The organism is Microbacterium sp. GXS0129, assembly GCF_044769785.1.
GTDB classification, from domain to species: Bacteria; Actinomycetota; Actinomycetes; order Actinomycetales; family Microbacteriaceae; genus Microbacterium; species Microbacterium nymphoidis.
The window spans coordinates 1,072,258-1,091,731 of the sequence record NZ_JBIZVZ010000001.1 but is presented as its reverse complement, the minus strand read 5'-3'; the positions used below and the strand labels follow the sequence as shown (position 1 = coordinate 1,091,731).

Here is a 19,474-nt window from a genome sequence, read left to right as displayed (position 1 = left end):
GGATGTTGTCGAGGACGGGTCAGACGAGCGGTGAAAGAGGACGGGAGGCGGGCTGGACAGGTCGCCGTGAGGGCGGAGTCAGGGCCGGTTCGCGGACAGGGGGCGGGCCCGCGATGAGCTCATGCCGGAACCGGCGCAGGCGCAGGAATGCCGGCGGCCTGCGGCCGCGGCGAACGGCGGCTCACGCGACGGGCGAACAGCATCCCGACGATGGCGATGTAGAGGGCCCAGGCGATCACCTGCAGCCAGGTCATCGTGGGCATGAATCCCACCGTGGCCTGACCGAGCACGGCCAGCCACTCCCCCGGGTGCACGACGGCGGACACGTCGAACGCGTAGCCGAACGGGAAGCCCGCGGGGCCGACCGCCACGCCCCCGACCGCAGCGGCACCCGCGGCGGCAAGAGGTGCCAGCGCACCCCAGGGACCGGGAAGCACTCCGGACTCCTGCAGGTCGTGCAGGGCATAGGCGAGCACGCCTGCGGCGACCACAACGAGGATCCCACCGGTCCAGGTGAAGAATGTCCCGAGGTTCAGGCGCAGCATGCCCCGCGACAGGAGAGCACCCGCAGTGATGGAGATCGCGAAGCCGATCAAAGCACCGAGGAGGCTGGCCGGCGCGTTACCCGCCGACTGCACCACCGACCAGAGCATGAGTGTCGTCTCCACACCCTCGCGGATGACCGAGACGAAGCCGAGCACGACGATGCCCCAGAGGCCACCGCTGGCGAGGGCGCGGTCCACGCCGCCTTCCAGGGACTTCTTCATAGAGCGAGCGGTCTTCTGCATCCAGAAGATCATCCACGTGACGAATCCGACGGCCACCAGCGACAGCGTTCCGCCGATGACCTCCTGCGCCTGGAAGGTGAGCTCGTAGGCACCGAACGTGAGGACCGCACCGATGCCGAGCGAGATGGCCAGGGCCAGGCCGACGCCTGCCCACAGGCGAGGCAGCACGTCGCGCCGCCCGAGGCGGCTGAGGTAGGCGACGAGGATGCCGACGATGAGGGCAGCTTCCAGGCCTTCGCGAAGGCCGATGAGCAGAGAGCCGAGCACAGCAGAAACTTCCGTCGATCAGGCAGACGGCACGGGCACGCCTGCACCCGAATCGGGCTTGACTAAGGTACGCCTTACTTTCATCTGATGACAAGCTGAGGTACGGATCAATGCACCCGATCGGCAGTGTCTGACGCCCTCCGAGGTGCCGATTCCCGGTGAGATAACGCCGCATGACGCCAGATGAACCCATCTGTCGTCACCGCGTGAACCGCACGGCCGAGCGGCCTATGGTCATGCCATGACCGATCTCTCGCTCCCCGTCCTTGACCTCTCGCTGCTGGACGGCGGCCCGGAATCCGCCGCCGCATTCCGCGATCAGCTGCGTGCCGCCACGCACGACGTCGGCTTCTTCTACCTCACCGGCACCGGAATCCCGGCGGAGCTGGAGGCGCGCCTGCACCGCACGGCGCGCGAGTTCTTCGAACTCCCCGACGAGGACAAGCTCGCGATCGAGAACGTCAACAGCCCCCAGTTCCGCGGGTACACGCGCGTGGGCGGCGAGCGCACGCAGGGCCGGGTGGACTGGCGCGAGCAGATCGATATCGGCCCCGAGCGCGACGTCATCACCGACGAAGCAGCCCCCGGCTACGCACGCCTCATCGGACCGAACCTGTGGCCAGCGGCGCAGCCCGAGCTGCGCGAGGTCGTCACCCTCTGGCAGGACCACCTCACCGGTGTCGCGCGCAAGCTCCTGCGAGCCTGGGCGCTGGCCCTCGGAGCCGAGGAGGACTACTTCGACAAGCACTTCGGTGAGCCATCGACACTGCTGAAGATCGTCCGCTACCCCGGCACCGATGCTCCCGAGCCGCAGCAGGGAGTGGGCGCTCACAAGGACTCGGGCGTTCTCACGCTGCTGTGGGTGGAACCGGGCAAGGGCGGGCTGCAGGTGCACCGCGACGGCGAGTGGGTGGATGCGCCGTCGGTGCCGGGCGCGTTCGTCGTGAACATCGGCGAGCTCCTCGAGTACGCCACGCAGGGCTACCTCATCGCAACCAATCACCGCGTGGTCTCGCCACGTCTGCCCGATGACCGGATCTCGATCCCGTTCTTCTTCAACCCCGCACTTGACGCACGTCTGCCGATCATCGATCTGCCCGCCGAGCTCGCGGCCGAAGCGCGCGGCGTCACCGAGGACCCGGCAAACCCGATCCACGCCCTGTACGGCGAGAACGCGCTGAAGTCGCGCCTGCGCGCCCACCCGGACGTCGCGGCGCGCCACCACGCCGATCTGGTCGCGGCACGCGCCTGACCCGGTTCGGAGGCGACGGCTATCCGCCGCCGAGAGCCGTCCTTCGTCTCGTCCGCTCGACATCTGAGCCGACAGGACGACGGGCGGCTCTCGGCATCCGCACCGCTACAGTCGGCGCATGGGCTTCTCGTTGCACTTCATGCCGGTCGAGCGCGACCGGCTCGTCGAGCCGGATCGTGCCGGGCTCGCCGCCTACCTGGACGCCGCAGGCCTGGCCGTCCGCGAGGACGGTTCCGGCCTGTATCGCCGAAGCGACGGCGAGGCGCTGGCGTTCGATGGCTCGTGGAGCGATCTCACGCTGGATCCCCTCGATCAGGACGGACCCGTGACCGGTTCCCTGGGGCACGCCACGCTGACTGCTGCGGAGTGCGCGTTCGTCTTCGGCCTGTGCCGGGCAGGGCGCCTCATGATCATCAACGCCCAGGGCTCGCCGATGTACATCGGCATCGACGGCATCCACGACCCGGGAGTGTTCCCGGACGCCGAGGACGCCGTGCTCATCGACAGCCCGGAGGAGCTCTCCGCCGCGCTGCGTGACGGATTCACCGGCTTCCAGGAGTACCGCGCCCGGGTGCTGCGCAGCTACGACGACCGCGCCTGACCCGCGTCGCTCCGGCTCGACTGTCGGCTCGGTCCCTCCGATTCCACTCAGCGCGTCGGCTGACCCGGTGTGGACACAGTCACCCCCATCGGTCGGCCGGCACGCGGGCCGCCCGATTCTGTGGGGGCCATCAGCGTCGTTTCGCGATGCACTATGGATCGACTATCACAATGATCGGCGATGCATAATGCACAACTCATCAGCCGGTGAGGATCCAAAATTGGGTGTTGCAACGCACGTCTTGGTCCTATAACCTCCGTCTGGCCGGCGATCTCCCCCATCCGTCCAGCCCGCCGAGCGGGTGCGTTTTCCGCACGCGATGCCCGGTGTTCGCCGGGCTCTCCCCGGCACAGCAGCAGGTGTGCATCGACGAGCGCCCGCGTGGCGACATCGCCTGCCACCATCTCCCCACCGCCGCAGCCCAGTTCGCCGCAGCCTGACATCGTCCGCGCCCGTCTGGTGCATCGGCGATGCACCAGACGCGCACACACCTCACCGCTGTCGCGGCGCTGTTCGCCGCTGCGGCCGAAAGGAGACCCATGATCATCCGTGACGCGCGCCCGTGGGGCGCAGATCCCGCCGACGTCGTGATCGAAGACGGGCGCATCACCGCCGTCCGCCCGCACGACCCCGCTTCGCCGCTGGCGGCCGGCGACGTCGAGGGCCGGGGCCGGCTGCTGCTGCCCTCGTTCAGCGACGTGCACGTGCACCTCGACTCCACACGGATCGGTCTGCCGTTCCGCCCGCACACGGGTGCTCCCGGCGTATGGGGAATGATGATGAACGACCGTCGCAACTGGCGCGATGCCGAGATCGACCTGCCCACCCGCGTCGCCGGAACCCTGGAGAAGATGATCGCGCACGGCACCACGCGCGTGCGCTCCTACGCTCAGGTGGACGTGGACTGCAAGCTGGAGAAGTTCGATGCGGTGATGGCCGCGAAGGAGCGCTTCGCCGCCCACGCCGACGTCCAGGTGATGACCTTCCCGCAGGCCGGCATCCTGCGCGAGGAGGGTACGGTCGAGTGGCTCGAGGAGTCCCTGCGGCAGGGAGCGGACGTGATGGGCGGCATCGATCCCTCGCAACTGGACCGCGATCCCGCCCGGCACCTGGACATCGTGTTCGGCCTGGCGGAGAAGTACCAGGTGGAAGTCGACATCCACCTGCATGAACCGGGTGAGCTGGGGGTGTTCAGCACCGAGCTGGTGATCGAGCGGACCCGTGCGCTCGGCATGCAGGGCAAGGTGACGATGTCCCACGCCTATGAACTCGGCGGAGTCAGCGAGGCCACGAGCCGTCGTCTGATCGACACCTTCGCGGAGCTCGACATCTCGATGGCGACCGTGGCCCCGTCCACCACGAAGCACCTCTCACTCGCCGCGCTCACTGAGGCCGGCGTTCGCGTGGGGCTCGGTGAGGACGGTCAGCGCGACTACTGGAGCCCCTACGGCAACGGCGACATGCTCGATCGCACCTGGCAGCTGGCGTTCGTGAACGGCTTCCGCCGCGACGATCTGGTGGAGCTCGCTCTCGGGGTCGCCACCACCGGAGGCGCGGCGATCATGTCCCCCGACGCCCCGCGGCTGACCCGTGTGGGTGAGCACCCCGGAACGGGCGTCGGCGATCGGGCCGATCTTCTGCTGGTCGACGGTGAGACCCCGACCAGCGCGGTGATGGACCGCGGCAGCGACCGCACGGTCATCCACGACGGCCGTGTGGTGGCCGAGGGACTTCGTGTCACGGGTCTCTGAGCGTCCTCAGACCGCTGCGTACCGGAGGGCGGGGGCATCCCCCGCCCTCCTCCTCGCGGTCGCGCTGCTCGTGGGCATCAACCTGCGTCCGGCGATCACCTCGGTCGCGGCCTTGCTGCACGAGACGACGATGCAGTTCGGACTGTCATCCGGATGGTCATCCGCCCTCGCAACGCTTCCGGTGATCGCGTTCGGCCTCACGGCACCCCTCGGTCCCCTGCTCGCACGGCGCATCGGCACGACCGGTGCGCTCGCCGCATCGATGGGAGTGCTGGCGCTGGCGCTCGTGCTCCGAGTTCTCGCGCCAGCCGCTCTGCTCCCTGGGACCTTCCTCGCCGGAGCGGCGATCATGGCGGCGGGCACGCTGCTGCCGCAGTACCTGAAGGCGATCGCCGCCTCCGGGCTGTGGGTCGGTCTCAGCGGCATGTCCTTCGGCGTGGGTGCCGCCATCGGGGCGAGTCTCGTCGTCCCGCTGTACCGTGCCTCCGGCGAGAGTGTCCCCATCGCGCTGGGGGCGTGGGCCGTGCCCGCCGTGATCGCGTGCTTCGGCATGCTCCTGGCGCAGCGCGGCGGCGGCACCCCCCTCGCCAGCGCTCCCCCTCGCGCCCCGCGCACGCGGGCGTCCACGACCACGGTGCTGCTGGTCACCGTGATGTTCGGCTTGCAGGCGCTGCTGTACTTCGCCGTGACCGCGTACCTGCCGAAGATCCTAGCGGAGCGCGGGATCGATGCCGCCGCAGCGGGCTGGCTGCTCGCGTGGTTCAGCATCGCGGGGCTGCTGCCCACGCTCGCGATGCCGATGATCGCCCGGCGGCGTTCCCTGCTGCTGTGGTGTGCCCCGGCGATCGGCGTGCTCACGGCAGCGGGCATGGTGTGGCTGACGGTGTCCGACGGTCCGTATGCGGCGATCACGGGAGTGCTGGGTGCCGTGCAGAGCGGGGCGTTCGGCCTCGCTCTCGCGCTCATCGTTCAGCTCGCTGCGGACGAGGAATCCGCGGGGGCGCTCTCGGCGATCGCGCAGGGAGCAGGCTACGCCCTTGCCGGGACCGGTTCCTTCCTCATCGGGGTGCTCCACGATCTCACCGGGTCCTGGCCGCTGGCGCTCTCGGTGCTGGCCGTGCTCGCGCTGGCGCTCGCCGCGGTGACCGCGGCGACGGTGCGTCGCTCCCCCGTGGCGCTGTTCCTTCCGGGCGCCGCGTCGGCCGGCTGATCCGTGTCAGATCCCGGCCCCCGCTCGCTCCTGTGAACCTCGAGCGGGGGCCGGTTCCCGTGTTCCCCACGAACACGACGAGGGCCGCCCCACACCGTGGGGCGGCCCTCCAAGAATGTTTTGCGCGATTGTACGCGGCTGCGCTGCTTAGCGGCGAAGACCGAGACGCTCGATGAGCGAGCGGTAACGGTTGATGTCCACATCCTGCAGGTAACCCAGCAGGCGACGGCGCTGACCGACGAGCAGGAACAGACCACGACGCGAGTGGTGGTCGTGCTTGTGCTCCTTGAGGTGCTCGGTGAGGTCCTTGATGCGCTGCGTCAGCATCGCGACCTGCACCTCGGGGGATCCGGTGTCACCGGGGTGCGTCGCGTACTCTTCGATGATCGCCTTCTTGACGTCTGCTTCCAGTGCCATAGAACGATCCCCTCTCTCTCGTTGCGCGGTGCCCATCGGTGAATCCGTGAGCTCTCTTATCCGCGGCCGATCAAACGGCAACCACAACAGCTTACCCCACCGTGAGCGCGGCGAAGGACACCGTCCGCGTTTCAGGCGTCTCCCGACGGACCGTGCTCGCCCACCGGCTAGGGTGCTGGCATGACCCGGCACGTGCGACGCATCGATTCCCTGCCGGCCTTCGACGCCGAGTTCACCGACGTGGCGGGCCGGCCCTCGTTGCGCGGCAGCGTGATCGAATCCCTCGACCTGCGCGAGCGCAGCGAGGAACTGCTGTCCGCGGCCGTCTCGGGTGCGGTGTTCCTGGGCTGCCTTCTCACCGACGAAGTGGATGAACGGCTACGCGGCGCGGGCGCTCTGGTGTTCCCCCGGATCCCGCACGTGCCGTTCGATCCCTACCGCGGTGAGCTGTACACGGCGGATGAGCTGTACGGCACGGACGGTTACGCGGCGAGCCTCGACGGCATGGTCTACGCCTGGTCGCGCACCCACACCCCGCACTCCACGGTGTCCGCATCCCTCGCGGTGGCGCTCCACGACCATTCGGTCTCCGCGGCACTGGATGAAGAACTCGCCGGCAACGCGCGGGGCAGCGTCGTGGGCGTGATGGGCGGCCACGGCGTGCACCGCGGCGACCACCAGTATCGTGCTGCAGCCGGCCTCGGCCGGGACCTGACGCGGCGCGGGTGCACGGTGCTCACCGGCGGCGGTCCGGGCGCGATGGAGGCCGCCAATCTCGGCGCCTACCTCGCCGGCGAAGACGATGACGCTCTCGACACCGCCATCGCGGTGCTGGCAGAGGCGCCCGATTTCTCGGCCGACATCGACGGCTGGGTGCGCACGGCGCGGGAGGTACGCCGTCGCTGGCCAGGCGGTACGCGATCAATCGGCATCCCCACCTGGTTCTACGGGCACGAGCCGCCCGGTCAGTTCGCCACGGCGATCGCGAAGTACTTCGCCAACCCCATCCGGGAGGCGACACTGCTCGCCCGCTGCGATGGTGGCATCGTGTTCCTGCCGGGAGCCGCAGGCACCGTGTCGGAGATCTTCGCGGACGCGTGCGAGAACTACTACGCGGATGAGCGAGATGTCGCCCCGATGGTGCTGGTCGGACACCAGCAGTGGACGAGGGACGTGCCCGCGTGGCAGCTCCTGCGCTCGCTCGGTGCCGGACGAACGCTGGGTGAACGCATTCACCTCGTGGACTCGGCGCTGGATGCTCCCGCAGCGCTCGGTCTCACCTGACCCGCGCGCGAGCGCCGCGCCGGCGTCGCTGGCGCACGCCGCCGGCTCACGACGGCCGATCCGGTGTCCGTGTGCGCGGATACGCTGGTTCTCATGCCGCCCGCCAGTCGCGATCCGTATCCCTCGTCCCCCCGCGCATGAGCCGCAGCGCCTTCATCGACCTGTCGCCGTTCCGCGCTTCACCGGCGTTCGCGCGCATGTGGATCGGGTCCACGCTCAGTGGGCTCGGCGGGCAGCTCACCATTGCCGCGGTCATGCTGCACATGTTCGCGCTGACCGGCTCCACCTTCGCGGTGTCGATGATCGCGGTCGCCGGGCTCGCGCCCATGGTGATAGCCGGCCTGTACGGCGGGATGCTGGCCGACGCCTTCGACCGGCGGACGGTGGCCCTCCTGGCCGCCTCCGTCACCTTCTGCTCCACCCTGCTCCTGGCCGTCCTCGCCTGGAGCGGACAGGAAACGCAGTGGTGGCTGTACGGGCTGTCCATCGTGAACGCCTCCGCCAACTCGATCGTGATGGCCACGCGCAGCGCCATCACCCCACGGCTGCTGCCGCGCGAACTGCTGCCGGCCGCCTCCGCGCTCGGCGGCATCACCATCGGCATCATGGTGATGGTCGGGCCGGCCCTCGCCGGTGTGCTGGTGGCCACGACGGGCTATGCGTGGACGTACTCGATCGACGTCGTGCTCATGCTGGGTCTGTTCCTCGGGCTGTGGACGCTGCCCTCCCTGAAGCCGGAGGGTGAGATCGTGCGCCCCGGCCTGGAATCGCTGCGGGATGGCGTCCGCTTCCTGCGGCGGGCCGGCAACATCCGCCTGCAGTATCTGATGGACATCATCGCGATGACCTTCGGGCAGCCCATGGCCCTGCTCCCCGCCATCGGCGCGACCATCCTCGGCGGTGGCCCCATCACCACCGGTATCCTCACCGCGGCGGTGGCCGTGGGGGCCTTCCTGTCCAGCCTGTTCTCCGGACCGGTGAGCAGGTATCGATGGCATGGGCGCGGCATCGAGCGCTCGATCATCGTCTACGGCGCCATGATCACGCTGTTCGGGGCGATCGTGCTGACCGGCTGGCTGGGCGTCCTCGGACCGGCACCGGCCGATGCCACGCACGCCAACGTGATCCTGATCGTGCTCGCCTGCATGGCGCTCGCCGTGTCCGGCGCCGCGGACAACATCAGCTCGATCTTCCGCAGCACCATGATGCAGGCAGCGGTGCCCGACACGATGCGCGGACGGCTGCAGGGCATCTTCACCGTCGTGGTCACGGGCGGACCGCGCCTCGGCGCGCTGTGGTGCGGCCTGCTCGCGACCCTGCTGGCCGAGTGGTTCCCGCCGTTGCTCGGCGGAATGATCATCGTGGTGCTCATCGCGGTGCTGGCACGACTCAACCCCCGCTTCCGGGCCTACGACGCCGAGCATCCCGAGCCCTGATCTCGCAGACCCGCCGCCCGCCGGGGACGCCCTCGCGTCGGTGGAGCCGGCGCCGTCAGGCGCTCGTAGACTGTGGCGCATGCCTGCCACCGCGCACCTCGAATCCGCACTCGATGACTTCCTCGCCGGTGTCAGCGCCGATCACCTGGAACTGCACGGTCTGCTCATCGTGCGCGGCGACACCGTCCTTGCGGAGGCTGCGGCCGCCCCGCGGGCGCTGACCGATCGACGCTTGCTGTACTCCGTGAGTAAGACCGTGACGATGCTGGCGCTCGCGACGGCGATCGACGACGGACTCCTCGGCCTCGACGACGTCGCAGCCGACGTGCTCGGCATCGCGCACGCCGATCCTGCTGCTGCACGCCTCACCGTCCGCCACCTTGCACGAATGTCCTCGGGCCACAGTTCGGAGTCGCTGGGTCCGATGGAGGAGCTGGCGGTGCGCGAGGGCGTCCCGCTCGTCGACGCCTGGTTCCGTCTTCCCCTCGACACGGAGCCGGGATCGATCTTCAGCTACGACAGCGGAGCGACCTACGTGCTCGGCGCACTGGTACGGCACGTGACGGGAGAATCGCTCGCCGAGCGCGCACGCACGCGCGTCCTGGGCCCGATCGGGATCGGCGAGTTCGCCTGGTTCCGTGCCGCCGGCGACGACGAGGGCTTCAGCGGATTGCATCTGACGATCGAGGACATGGCCCGCATCGGCATGCTGCTTCGCGACGAGGGCATGGCCTCGGGCACGCGCATCGTGTCGGCGGCACTGGTGGCGGAACTCACCCGCTCGCAGATCGACAACCACGATCCGGCCGCACCGGATTGGAGCGCGGGCTACGGTCTGCAGCTGTGGCGATCACGCCACGGGTTCCGCGCCGACGGCGCCTACGGCCAGTTCGTGCTGGTGCTGGCGGAGCACGACACGGTGATCGCGCTCACCGGCGAACAGACCGATGGTCTCAGCCAGGATCTGCTGGAGCGGGTGTGGCGGCACCTGCTGCCCGCCCTCGACGCACCGATCGATCACACCGTGCGGCGCGAGATCGATCTGCCCCTCCCGGCGCAGGCACAGCTCCCCCGCGACGGGGCGACGCACCTCGGCACGGGGAGCACCTACGAGCCGCGCGCCTCTGCGGCTACCGACGGGGCGTGGGAAGGCTTCGGACCCTCCCGGGTCGCCCTGACCGCGCTCCGGGTGGAGGGCGGCGAGGGGGACCTGCGCTTCGGCCTCGTCTTTCCCGATGGCGAATCGGCGACTCTCGCCGGTGGCCGCGGCCACTGGATCGCCGGCGCCCTCCCCGGCCTCGGCGGTGGGAACCTGCCGGTCGATCCGTCCGATCGACGTGGGACCGTCGCCGTGACCGCTCGTGCGGTCCTCACGGACACCTGCGTGATCTGCGATGTGGTGCTGCCTTCGACCCCGCACCGCTTCCGGATCGTCGCCGATCCCGAAGCGGGCACGTTCGACGCGCGGTGGCGTGCCGAGCCGCTGTACGGCCCCGACCCCCGGACACTCGTGACCGATGCGGTGCGCCATGCCGCCGGCGAGGCGAGCGATCCCCTCCCCCGTCTTCCGCGTGAAGCCGCGCCTTCCTGATCCTCACACGTGAAAGGCGCAGGGCCCAGAGCTGATGCCCCGGGCCCTGCGCTGCGTCATCGGTCTCAGCCGACGGCGAGCAGGTCGATGATGAAGATCAGCGTCTTGCCGCCGAGGAAGTGACCTCCGGCAGGACCGTAGGCCAGGTGCGGCGGGATCACCAGTTCGCGACGACCGCCGACCCGCATGCCGGGAATGCCGTCCTGCCAGCCCTGGATCAGGCCGCGAAGCGGGAACTGGATGGACTCTCCGCGCCCCCAGGACGAGTCGAACTCCTCGCCGGACTCGAACTCCACGCCGGCGTAGTGGACGGTGACGTTGTCGCCGGGCTTCGCCTCGGCGCCGTCGCCCACGATGATGTCGCGGATGACGAGCTCGCTGGGCGCGGGGCCGGAGGGAGCGTCGAATTCAGGCTTCGTGCGGTCTGCAGTCATGTCTCCATCTTTGCGGGGAGGACGGGGCGCGGTCAAAGCCTCTTGACACTCGTTCGCCAGGAGCGCATCATGGCTGCACGCCAACTCAACGCCCGGCAGGTTTCGGAGGCAGTGCCCCGACCCCGGGCGTTGAGTCTGTCCGGGCTCAGCGCGCGAGCAGTGCCTGGCGATCGGCCACCGTGCGGTTCAGCAGCACCCATTCGTCCGCACCGGCCTGCGGATCACGACCGGAGATCGCTCGCTGACGCACGGCGGCGAGTTCGGTGGCGTCGACGATGAACTGCTTCATCTCACGCCCGCGACCGCTGCCGAGGCTGCTGGCCCACGCGAGCGCGGCGCGCCGACCGGGGCGTGTCGCCAGCATGTTGACCTCCTGCGGGGTGAACCAGCCCGCAGCGGCGTAGTCGCTGAGACGCATGCGCGTGAGCTTCGACTCCTCGCGCAGCAACAGGATGATGCCGACGATGAAGAGGATGAACAGCGGGACCTGGATGGCGAAGTACAGCGCGAGCAGGTCACCGAACACCGCGGAGCCGTTCCACAGGGCATGCAGACACGCGGCGCCCACCCAGCCCAGCAGGAACATGCCCACCACGTTTCCCCGGTTGCCCTGACGCACCGCCAGCCCGACGCAGAAGCCGGTGACGGCGGTGAACATCGCGTGCGCGAACGGCGACATGATCCCGCGGAGGAAGAAGGTGAGCGTCAGCGAGTCGACGCCGTCGGCAAGGGCCTGGCCGAAGTACTGGATGTTCTCGGTGAACGCGAAGCCCGCGGCGATCAGCATCGCATAGACGATCCCGTCAACGGGGCCGTCGAACGCGCGCTTTCCCATCACCACGAGGATCAGCAGGCCGAGGCCCTTCGCCAGCTCCTCCACGATGGGGGCCTCGATGACCGTCATGAGGGCGTCTGCCTCCGCGGTGGGCGGAAGCGCGAACGCGACGGCGATCCCCACGATGAGCGAAATCGCGACCGCGGCGATGCCGCCCCAGCCGAGGGCGAACAGCACCAGGGAGCGGGGCTCCGGCTCCCACCGGTCGATCAGAAGGGCGGCCGTGACCACGATGGCGAGCGGTACGAGCGCGAGGATCATTCCCACCACGGCACCCGTGGACCCGATGCCGAGCAGCATGTACGCGGCCACCAGCAGGAGGAGGAATCCGAGGATCACCCACAGCCACACCGCCGTGTGCCGCCCCTTCACGGTGGGCACGGGCAGCTGCGGAACCGCGGACTGCGGCGCGGGTGCGGCATAGGCGGGAAGCGTGCCGTACCCGACGGGCGCACCGTAGGCGGGAGGGGTGAGCGAGGTTGGTGCACTGTTCGCGTGCGAAGCCGTCGACGGGTACTGCTGAGGCGCCCCCATCGGCGACTGGTGAGAACCAGGGCCGAACGTCATGGCTGACAGCCTAGGGCGTCGCGCCGGAGCGGCGTTACTGCCGCGCGGCAGCATCCGTCGCATCGGTGCTCTTTCGCGCGACGGAGCGGATCGTTTGTGGAATCCACCCGGGTTCCACGACCGGCCGGTAACGTGGAGACATGCGCTTCGCCCACATTCAGCTGCCGGCGAGCCCCGAACCGACGCTGTGCGTCATCGACGAGGACGATGCGTTCATCCTCTCCGAGCTCTATCCCGGCGCGCCCTCCGATCTGACTCGCCTCATCGAGGGGGGTGACGAGGCCCTCACGCGCATCCGCGAGGCACTGCCCGGGGCGGATCGCTTCCCGTGGGCGGGCCAGGAGTTCGCGTCGGCGGTACAGCGACCGCCGGTCATCCTCGCGATCGGTCTCAACTATGCGGCGCATGCGGGTGAGCTCGGGCTGAAGGCGGATGCCGCACCGACGGTGTTCACGCTGTGGCCCAACTCCCTCACCGGGCACCACAACACGACGAGCTGGCCGCGTGAGCTGAGCGAGAACGTCGACTACGAGGCCGAGCTCGGCGTGATCATCGGCCGGACGGCCAAGAACGTGACGCAGGACGAGGCGCTGCAGCACGTGTGGGGCTACACGGTGGTCAATGACATCACGGCGCGCAACATCCAGTTCTCCGAGGCGCAGTGGTGCCGGTGCAAGTCCTTCGACGGATTCACCCCCACCGGCCCGTTCCTGGTGACGGCCGACGAGATCGACGACCCGCAGGACTTGCACATCTGGACCATCGTCGACGGTCACATGGTGCAGGACGGCTCGACGGGGCAGATGATCCGTCCGGTTTCCCAGCTGATCTCTCACCTGTCCTCATCGGTGACCCTGCTCCCGGGAACCCTCATCTCCACCGGAAGCCCCGGAGGTGCCGGCTACTCACGGGATCCGCAGATCTTCCTCCGCGATCGTTCCACCGTCACCGTCGGCATCGATGGGATCGGCGAGCTCGTCACGCACTGCCGCATCCACGACTGACGTCGCCTCGCCCCGCGACCCTCACCTGGTCACGATGCGCTCCCCTGGTTACGATGCGCTGAAGGGTGCGAGCGGCACGGACCGGATCAGCGGATGGTGCGGATGACGCCGGTGCGCCTGGCCTCGGTGTGAGCGACACGTTCCCTGCGGCTGCTCTCCAGGTGCTCGGTGGCAAGACGCGCCGCACGATCGCCGTCGCGATCCCGGATCGCCTCGAACAGCGCGACGTGCTCACTGCTGATGTGCTGCAGATCGTCGTGCTGGGTGAGCGCCCAGCGCACGCGGCTGCGAATGCCGCGCATCATCTCCCCGAGCAGACGGTTCTCGCTGAGCTCCGTGACGATCTCGTGGAAGTCTGCGGCGGCGCGACGGGAGGCCACGGGTTCACCCGAGCGCGCCCCCTCCTGCTCCTGCGCCAGCGCGGCCTCAAGCCGCTCCAGCCCGTCCCGGCGGTGGCGTTCAGCCGCCAGACGGAACGCGAGCGGATCCAGCACGGCCCGCACCTCGTCGAGGTCGGCGAGGTCGGCATCGGTGAACTCACGCACGATCGCCCAGGTGTTCGGTCGCGGCTCCACCAGCCCCTCCGTGACCAGTTGCTTCAGCGCGTCACGCACGGGGATACGGCTGACGCCGAATTCGGCGGCGAGATCGCGCTCGATCAATCGGCTGCCAGGCGGACGCTCACCGTCGAGGATCGCGTCTCGCAGCCAGGTGGTCACCCGGACGGATTCGGGCTCGCGCTTGTGGGGAGTGCTCACCCCGCCATTCTCCCAGACCTGTTCGCAGCCGGTCGAGGTCCATACACGGGATCGATCACGAAGAACTCAGAATGGTATACCATTATCCGCGCCCGGCACCCTCCGAAGGAGTCTCCCCATGCCCCTCGCCTTCGCACTCCGTGACATCGACCGCGACTACCTGTCGGCGGCGGCTGCGGGTGATCTCGCGAGAGTCCGCGAGGCCCTGGCGGGCGGCGCGAACCGCGATGTCACGGACCACGAGGAGGCCACCGCGATTCTGCTCGCGGCACGCGGCGGTCACCACGACACGGTGCGCGCACTCATCGCCGAGGGCGTCGATATCGATGCGCAGGATCAGATCTGCGCGAACCCGTTCCTGTTCGGATGCATCGCCGGAGATCTCACGCTGGTGCGGATCATGGTGGAGGCCGGCGCCGACATCACCCGACGGACGCGGATGGGCGGCAACGGGCTGACCCCGGCTGCCGAGAAGGGCCATCGCGAGGTCGTGCACTACCTGCTGGAGAACACCCGCATCAACGTGAACCTCACGAACAACCTGGGCTGGACCGCGCTGATCGAGACCATCATCCTCGGCGACGGTGGTCCCGCCCGGCAGGAGATCGTTACCCTGCTGCTGCGCCACGGGGCCCGCTCCGACATGTCCGATCCGTGGGGTGCCTCCCCCGCGGACCTCGCTCGCGAGCGCGGGTACGACGAGATCGTGGAGATCCTCGAACAGCACGGCGCATGAAACGAGGACGGCCGGTACCCGCGGGTACCGGCCGTCCTCGTTTCAGCTCAGGCGTTCGCCGCGTCCTCCACCGTCACCACGTTCTCCGCCGGCTGGATGACGGGGATCGTCCCGGTGACGACCTCGAGACCGGTGAGGCGTGCGGGCGAGATCTGCTTCATGACCTCTTCGCGGGTCATGAGACCCGCCTCGACCACGAGGTCGGCGATGTTGTGCCCGGTCATCAGCGCGGTCTTGGCGAGCGCGGCCGCCGAGGCGTAGCCGATGAACGGGGTGAGCGCCGTCACCACGCCCACGGATGCGCCGACCATGGCTCCGAGGCGCTCGGTGTTGGCGGTGATGCCGTCCACGCAGTTCACGCGCAGCGTCCACATGGCCTGTCGCATCCAGGTGATCGACTGGAAGATGGAGTGGGCGATCACCGGCTCGAAGGCGTTGAGCTGCAGCTGTCCGCCCTCCACCGCCATCGTCACCGTCAGGTCGGAGCCCGCGACGGCGAACGCCACCTGGTTGACGACCTCGGGAATCACCGGGTTGACCTTGCCGGGCATGATCGAAGAGCCGGCCTGGCGGGCCGGAAGGTTGATCTCACCGAGACCGGCCTGCGGACCCGAGGACAGCAGACGCAGGTCGTTGCAGATCTTCGAGAGCTTGATCGCATTGCGCTTGAGCGACGAGGAGAACGACATGAACGCGCCGGTGTCGCTCGTCGATTCGACCAGGTCGGTCGCGGTGCTCACCGGGATGCCGGAGATGTCGCGCAGGTGGGTGCACACGGCGTTGGCGTAACCCGGGTGGGTGGTGATCCCGGTACCGATGGCCGTCGCGCCCATGTTGATCTCGGTGAGGAGGAAGGCGTTCTCCTTGAGACGGCTGTAGTCCTCACCCAGCGTCGTGGCGAACCCGTGGAACTCCTGACCGAGCGTCATCGGCACCGCGTCCTGGAGCTGGGTGCGTCCCACCTTGAGGATGTCGTGGAACTCCCCCGCCTTGTTCAGGAACGACGTGCGCAGCAGATCCAGTTCGACGAGGAGGCTACGCAGCGTGAGCGACAGCCCGATCTTGATCGACGTGGGGTACACGTCGTTCGTGGACTGACTGCGGTTGGTGTGATCGATCGGCGAGAGGAACGCGTAGTCGCCCTTCTCACGCCCGACCATCTCCAGCGCAATGTTGGTGATGACCTCGTTCGCGTTCATGTTGGTGGAGGTTCCCGCACCACCCTGGATGACGCCGACGATGAACTGGTCGTGGAACTCGCCGTCGATCACCCGCTGGGCGGCGTGGTCGATGAGATCGGCCTTCTCCTGGCTCAGCACGCCGATCTCGGCGTTGGCGCGGGCGCTCGCCTGCTTGACCATCGCCAGGGCGATCACGAGGTCCGGATACACCGAGATGGGGCGCGTGGTGATCGGGAAGTTCTCCAGCGCGCGGGCGGTGTGGATGCCCCAGTAGGCGTCGGCGGGAATGTCGAGGGAGCCGAGCGAATCGGTCTCCGTGCGGGTGCGCGTCATTGCGTCCATATGTCGGTTCCTTCGTACGGCCTCGTGGGTCGTGTGTGAACGAGTGGGATGCATCCAGCTTAGTCGGCGGGCGCGTCCGCGACGGCGCCCTGTGAGTGAACCGTCTGGCCGGCCAGACACCAGCGGATGCCTCAGCGTTTGCGGCTGAAGTAGTCCAGTCGTTCCTGCTCGCTCATCGCCGCGAGCTTCGCGTACCACTCCGGCGTGAAGGTGTCCGCGGGCTCCGCCGATGCCACCGGGACGACCGCATGGGTGATGGTGTCGTCCCAGACATGGACGAGGTGGAAGGACTGACCGGCGTCCATGCCGTTCACCCGGTCATCGGGCAGGGCGAGATCCATCGTGTAACACGTGGCAGATGCCACGCTCACTGGAACACCATGGAACGTCCCGCTGGTGGAGTAGTGCAGGTGCCCCGCGAGGATCGCGCGCACGTCGCCGCCCTCGATGGCGGCGGCGAGCGACGGCTGATCGCGCAGCTCCAGGATGTCGAAGAACGGGATGTGGCTGGGCAGCGGCGGGTGGTGTATCGCGAGGATCGTGCCCAGCGGTGCGGGAGTCTTCAGCTCTTCTCGCAGCCACTCCAGCTGCGTCACATCGAGTTCGCCGTGATGCCACCCCGGCACCGTCGAATCGAGGGCGATCACCCGCAGACCGTCCAGATCGTGAACAGAGGTGACCGGTTCCTGCGTGGCCGGCCGGTCGAGCAGGTGCTCACGCAGAGCGGGCCGCTCGTCGTGGTTTCCCGCCACCCAGATGAGCGTGGCACCGATATCCTGGGCGAGCGGCTCGAGCAGGGCGCGCAGACGGCGATACGACGCGGGCTCTCCCCGCTCGGTCAGATCCCCCGTGAGGATGATCGCGTCGGGATGCGGCTGCATGGCGCGGATGCGCTCCAGGGTGCGTTCGAGGTTGGCCACCGTGTCGTAGCGACCTCCGAGGCGCGCCCCTTCGAGAAGGTGCGTGTCGCTGAGGTGCAGCAACGTACGACGGGCGGGGGCGTGTGCACCGAAGCGGAGCTCGTTCATGCAGACAGTCTAGGAACCGCCACCGACGCGAGGCGCGAGGACCGATCCGTGCGGGCGTCGCGCAGGGAGAGTACGGGTCAGCCGAACAGGGCGTTCTTGAAGACGATCATGAGCACGCCGCCCAGCAGCGCCGCGCCGCACAGCGTGAAGCACGCGTATGCACCGTACAGCGCAAGGCGCTTCTGCGAGAACGTCAGCGGACTCTTGCGCGCGGCCTTGGCCGCGGCCTTCTGAGCGCGCTGCGCCTCCTTCTCCGAGATGACGGTGATCGCGTCGGTGAACTCAGCGGGACCGACCACCGGCGCACGGCCGGCGCGCACCAGCAGGCGCACGCCGCACGCGTAGAAGAGCACCACAGCGGAGGCGCCGATGAGCGCACCGACGAAGACGTTGAGGAAGGCGCTCCACTCGATGCTCATCGTCCCGACTCCTTCTTCTCGCGCGCACCCTGGTGATCCGCGCTCGCTGCCTTCTCGCCACCGGACTTGGCGCGCGCCTTGTCTGCGCGCGACTTCTCGGACTTGTCGCGCACGTCCTTCGCCTTGACCTTCGCGGCGGCTGCCTGCTCCTTGGCCGCCTTGGCCTTGCGCTCCGCCTTGCGCAGCCGCTGCTCGACCTCCTGTGCCCACTCCTCCGCTTCCACGGCACGGCGTTCCGCCGCGCGTGCCTGCCGCTCGACCTCGTCGATCTGCCGCTGGGCCTGAGCCTGAGCACGCTCCTCCGCACGCATGATCATGCGCTGGGTGCGGGTGGGCGGCGGGTTGTCCTCGACGGCGACAGCGACGCCGGAGGCAGCGACATCGCTCATGGCGTTGCCGGCGTGGACCATGTTGCGGCGCGAGTAGAGGAACAGCCCGATGATCACGACCAGCGCGATGACGGCGTCGACGAGCACGCCCCAGTGACCGAACGCCACCACGACGAGCGCCGCGAGCGCGCCGACCAGACCTGCGGCGGGCAGCGTCAGCAGCCAGCCGATCATGATCTTTCCTGCTGTCCCCCAGCGCACCTTCGAGCCGCGGCGGCCGAGGCCGGAGCCGATGACCGAGCCGGAGGCCACCTGAGTGGTGGAGAGGGCGAAACCGAATGCGGACGACGCCAGGATGGTGGCGGCGGTGGACGCTTCGGCGGAGAAGCCCTGCGCGGGCTTGACGTCGGTGAGACCCTTGCCGAGCGTGCGGATGATCCGCCACCCGCCGATGTAGGTGCCCGCGGCGATCGTGAGCGCGCAGAGCAGGATGACCCAGAACTGCGGCTCGTGCTGCGACTGCCAGCCGACCGTGAGCAGGGCCAGGGTGATCACACCCATGGTCTTCTGGGCGTCGTTGGTGCCGTGGGCGAGCGCCACCATGGAGCTGGTGACGATCTGGCCCCAGCGGAAGCCGTCGCGCCCGTCGGGTTTGCCGTCATAGCGACGGGTGACGCCGTACGCGATCTTCGTGGCGACGAAGGCGATGATGGCCGCCGTGAACGGCGCGATCAGGGCAGGCAGGATGATCTTGGACATCACCGCGCCGAAGTTGATGGCCGACATGTTGACGCCGACGATCGTGGCGCCGATGAGGCCGCCGAACAGCGCGTGCGAGGAGCTGGAGGGAAGGCCGAGCAGCCAGGTGAGCATGTTCCAGGTGATCGCGCCGATCAGGGCGGCGAAGATCAGCGAGGGGAACAGCGTGTGACTGTCGTCTGCTGCGAGGATGTCGGCCTCGTTGATGATGCCGCCGGAGATGGTCTTCGACACCTCGGTGGACAAGAACGCCCCCACCAGGTTCAGCACGGCCGCCAGGAGGACCGCGGTCTTGGGCTTCAGCGCACCCGTGGCGATGGGCGTCGCCATCGCGTTCGCGGTGTCGTGGAAGCCGTTCGTGAAGTCGAAGAACAGCGCCAGGAGAATGACCAGGACGACGATGAGGGCTGCGAGTTCCACCGGCCGCTTTCAGATGGATGTACGAGGAATGGCGTCGACGTGATCGACCTGGTGAGCGAAGAGTT

Annotated in this window: 19 protein-coding genes; 10 read left to right on the top strand and 9 right to left on the bottom strand. The window is 68.7% G+C overall.

Going from position 1 to position 19,474, the window contains the following annotated elements; all coding sequences use genetic code 11:
- Positions 1-119: 119 nt before the first annotated feature.
- Positions 120-1,055 (bottom strand): iron uptake transporter permease EfeU, encoded by a 936-nt coding sequence (gene efeU, locus ACIQJ5_RS04860; protein WP_231089559.1) that lies wholly within the window; start codon positions 1,053-1,055, stop codon positions 120-122.
- Between the two features lie 241 nt (positions 1,056-1,296).
- Between efeU and ACIQJ5_RS04855 the strand changes: the two genes are divergently transcribed.
- From ACIQJ5_RS04855 to ACIQJ5_RS04835, 5 genes are all read left to right on the top strand, one after another.
- Positions 1,297-2,307: an isopenicillin N synthase family dioxygenase gene (locus tag ACIQJ5_RS04855; protein WP_402841437.1), complete on the top strand. Its 1,011-nt coding sequence runs from the start codon at positions 1,297-1,299 to the stop codon at positions 2,305-2,307.
- Positions 2,308-2,425: 118 nt separating this feature from the next.
- Complete coding sequence (locus tag ACIQJ5_RS04850) at positions 2,426-2,908, top strand: hypothetical protein (RefSeq protein WP_402841434.1); 483 nt, start codon at positions 2,426-2,428, stop codon at positions 2,906-2,908.
- Positions 2,909-3,135: 227 nt separating this feature from the next.
- On the top strand, positions 3,136-3,348 hold the full coding sequence (locus tag ACIQJ5_RS04845) for a hypothetical protein (protein WP_402841431.1): 213 nt from the start codon (positions 3,136-3,138) through the stop codon (positions 3,346-3,348).
- 99 nt (positions 3,349-3,447) lie between these two features.
- Entirely contained in the window at positions 3,448-4,659 is a 1,212-nt protein-coding gene (locus ACIQJ5_RS04840) for an amidohydrolase family protein (RefSeq protein ID WP_402841429.1), read from the top strand.
- Positions 4,643-5,869, top strand: coding sequence for an MFS transporter (locus tag ACIQJ5_RS04835; RefSeq protein WP_231089548.1), 1,227 nt, complete (start codon positions 4,643-4,645; stop codon positions 5,867-5,869). Before ACIQJ5_RS04840 ends, ACIQJ5_RS04835 begins: the two co-directional genes overlap by 17 nt.
- A 147-nt stretch (positions 5,870-6,016) precedes the next feature.
- Here ACIQJ5_RS04835 and rpsO read toward each other — a convergent pair whose 3' ends face one another.
- Positions 6,017-6,286: a 30S ribosomal protein S15 gene (gene rpsO, locus ACIQJ5_RS04830; protein ID WP_018187174.1), complete on the bottom strand. Its 270-nt coding sequence runs from the start codon at positions 6,284-6,286 to the stop codon at positions 6,017-6,019.
- Positions 6,287-6,466: 180 nt separating this feature from the next.
- Here rpsO and ACIQJ5_RS04825 point away from each other — a divergent pair, with 180 nt between their 5' ends.
- The 3 genes from ACIQJ5_RS04825 to ACIQJ5_RS04815 all read left to right on the top strand — a co-directional run bounded on the left by ACIQJ5_RS04825 (position 6,467) and on the right by ACIQJ5_RS04815 (position 10,597).
- The gene (locus tag ACIQJ5_RS04825; RefSeq protein WP_231089547.1) at positions 6,467-7,570 is read left to right on the top strand and encodes an LOG family protein; all 1,104 of its coding nucleotides are present in this window, start codon (positions 6,467-6,469) and stop codon (positions 7,568-7,570) included.
- A 137-nt stretch (positions 7,571-7,707) separates the two neighbouring features.
- Positions 7,708-9,006 carry an MFS transporter gene (locus ACIQJ5_RS04820; protein ID WP_231089546.1) on the top strand — a complete coding sequence of 433 codons (1,299 nt, stop codon included), beginning with the start codon at positions 7,708-7,710 and terminating at the stop codon, positions 9,004-9,006.
- 79 nt (positions 9,007-9,085) lie between these two features.
- Entirely contained in the window at positions 9,086-10,597 is a 1,512-nt protein-coding gene (locus tag ACIQJ5_RS04815) for a serine hydrolase domain-containing protein (protein ID WP_402841422.1), read from the top strand.
- Between the two features lie 65 nt (positions 10,598-10,662).
- On the opposite strand, the gene ACIQJ5_RS04810 is transcribed toward ACIQJ5_RS04815, so the two are convergent.
- Together ACIQJ5_RS04810 and ACIQJ5_RS04805 are read right to left on the bottom strand one after the other, a co-directional pair.
- Entirely contained in the window at positions 10,663-11,031 is a 369-nt protein-coding gene (locus ACIQJ5_RS04810) for an FKBP-type peptidyl-prolyl cis-trans isomerase (protein ID WP_231089544.1), read from the bottom strand.
- A gap of 145 nt (positions 11,032-11,176) precedes the next feature.
- Positions 11,177-12,433: a PrsW family intramembrane metalloprotease gene (locus ACIQJ5_RS04805; RefSeq protein ID WP_402841419.1), complete on the bottom strand. Its 1,257-nt coding sequence runs from the start codon at positions 12,431-12,433 to the stop codon at positions 11,177-11,179.
- 140 nt (positions 12,434-12,573) lie between these two features.
- On the opposite strand from ACIQJ5_RS04805, the gene ACIQJ5_RS04800 reads away from it, so the two are divergent.
- Complete coding sequence (locus ACIQJ5_RS04800; RefSeq protein ID WP_402841417.1) at positions 12,574-13,437, top strand: fumarylacetoacetate hydrolase family protein; 864 nt, start codon at positions 12,574-12,576, stop codon at positions 13,435-13,437.
- Positions 13,438-13,523: 86 nt separating this feature from the next.
- Here the strand turns inward: ACIQJ5_RS04800 and ACIQJ5_RS04795 are convergent, their stop codons facing one another.
- Entirely contained in the window at positions 13,524-14,195 is a 672-nt protein-coding gene (locus tag ACIQJ5_RS04795; RefSeq protein ID WP_231089541.1) for a GntR family transcriptional regulator, read from the bottom strand.
- A 118-nt stretch (positions 14,196-14,313) separates the two neighbouring features.
- Between ACIQJ5_RS04795 and ACIQJ5_RS04790 the strand changes: the two genes are divergently transcribed.
- Positions 14,314-14,931 (top strand): ankyrin repeat domain-containing protein, encoded by a 618-nt coding sequence (locus tag ACIQJ5_RS04790; protein WP_402841412.1) that lies wholly within the window; start codon positions 14,314-14,316, stop codon positions 14,929-14,931.
- A gap of 47 nt (positions 14,932-14,978) precedes the next feature.
- On the opposite strand, the gene ACIQJ5_RS04785 is transcribed toward ACIQJ5_RS04790, so the two are convergent.
- The 4 genes from ACIQJ5_RS04785 to ACIQJ5_RS04770 all read right to left on the bottom strand — a co-directional run bounded on the left by ACIQJ5_RS04785 (position 14,979) and on the right by ACIQJ5_RS04770 (position 19,409).
- Positions 14,979-16,445 carry an aspartate ammonia-lyase gene (locus ACIQJ5_RS04785; protein ID WP_402842051.1) on the bottom strand — a complete coding sequence of 489 codons (1,467 nt, stop codon included), beginning with the start codon at positions 16,443-16,445 and terminating at the stop codon, positions 14,979-14,981.
- 140 nt (positions 16,446-16,585) lie between these two features.
- Positions 16,586-17,482: a phosphodiesterase gene (locus ACIQJ5_RS04780; RefSeq protein WP_402841409.1), complete on the bottom strand. Its 897-nt coding sequence runs from the start codon at positions 17,480-17,482 to the stop codon at positions 16,586-16,588.
- 77 nt (positions 17,483-17,559) lie between these two features.
- Complete coding sequence (locus ACIQJ5_RS04775) at positions 17,560-17,901, bottom strand: peptidase (protein ID WP_231089538.1); 342 nt, start codon at positions 17,899-17,901, stop codon at positions 17,560-17,562.
- Positions 17,898-19,409, bottom strand: coding sequence for an inorganic phosphate transporter (locus tag ACIQJ5_RS04770; protein ID WP_231089537.1), 1,512 nt, complete (start codon positions 19,407-19,409; stop codon positions 17,898-17,900). Before ACIQJ5_RS04770 ends, ACIQJ5_RS04775 begins: the two co-directional genes overlap by 4 nt.
- Between the last annotated feature and the right edge of the window lie 65 nt (positions 19,410-19,474).

Coding starts and splice junctions, on each gene's coding strand:
- ACIQJ5_RS04825 (WP_231089547.1), top strand. CDS start 6,467: ATGACCCGGCACGTGCGACGCATCGATTCCCTGCCGGCCTTCGACGCC.
- ACIQJ5_RS04815 (WP_402841422.1), top strand. CDS start 9,086: ATGCCTGCCACCGCGCACCTCGAATCCGCACTCGATGACTTCCTCGCC.
- ACIQJ5_RS04785 (WP_402842051.1), bottom strand. CDS start 16,445: ATGACGCGCACCCGCACGGAGACCGATTCGCTCGGCTCCCTCGACATT.
- ACIQJ5_RS04780 (WP_402841409.1), bottom strand. CDS start 17,482: ATGAACGAGCTCCGCTTCGGTGCACACGCCCCCGCCCGTCGTACGTTG.
- ACIQJ5_RS04855 (WP_402841437.1), top strand. CDS start 1,297: ATGACCGATCTCTCGCTCCCCGTCCTTGACCTCTCGCTGCTGGACGGC.
- ACIQJ5_RS04805 (WP_402841419.1), bottom strand. CDS start 12,433: ATGACGTTCGGCCCTGGTTCTCACCAGTCGCCGATGGGGGCGCCTCAG.
- ACIQJ5_RS04775 (WP_231089538.1), bottom strand. CDS start 17,901: ATGAGCATCGAGTGGAGCGCCTTCCTCAACGTCTTCGTCGGTGCGCTC.
- ACIQJ5_RS04790 (WP_402841412.1), top strand. CDS start 14,314: ATGCCCCTCGCCTTCGCACTCCGTGACATCGACCGCGACTACCTGTCG.
- ACIQJ5_RS04810 (WP_231089544.1), bottom strand. CDS start 11,031: ATGACTGCAGACCGCACGAAGCCTGAATTCGACGCTCCCTCCGGCCCC.
- ACIQJ5_RS04820 (WP_231089546.1), top strand. CDS start 7,708: ATGAGCCGCAGCGCCTTCATCGACCTGTCGCCGTTCCGCGCTTCACCG.
- rpsO (WP_018187174.1), bottom strand. CDS start 6,286: ATGGCACTGGAAGCAGACGTCAAGAAGGCGATCATCGAAGAGTACGCG.
- ACIQJ5_RS04800 (WP_402841417.1), top strand. CDS start 12,574: ATGCGCTTCGCCCACATTCAGCTGCCGGCGAGCCCCGAACCGACGCTG.
- ACIQJ5_RS04840 (WP_402841429.1), top strand. CDS start 3,448: ATGATCATCCGTGACGCGCGCCCGTGGGGCGCAGATCCCGCCGACGTC.
- ACIQJ5_RS04850 (WP_402841434.1), top strand. CDS start 2,426: ATGGGCTTCTCGTTGCACTTCATGCCGGTCGAGCGCGACCGGCTCGTC.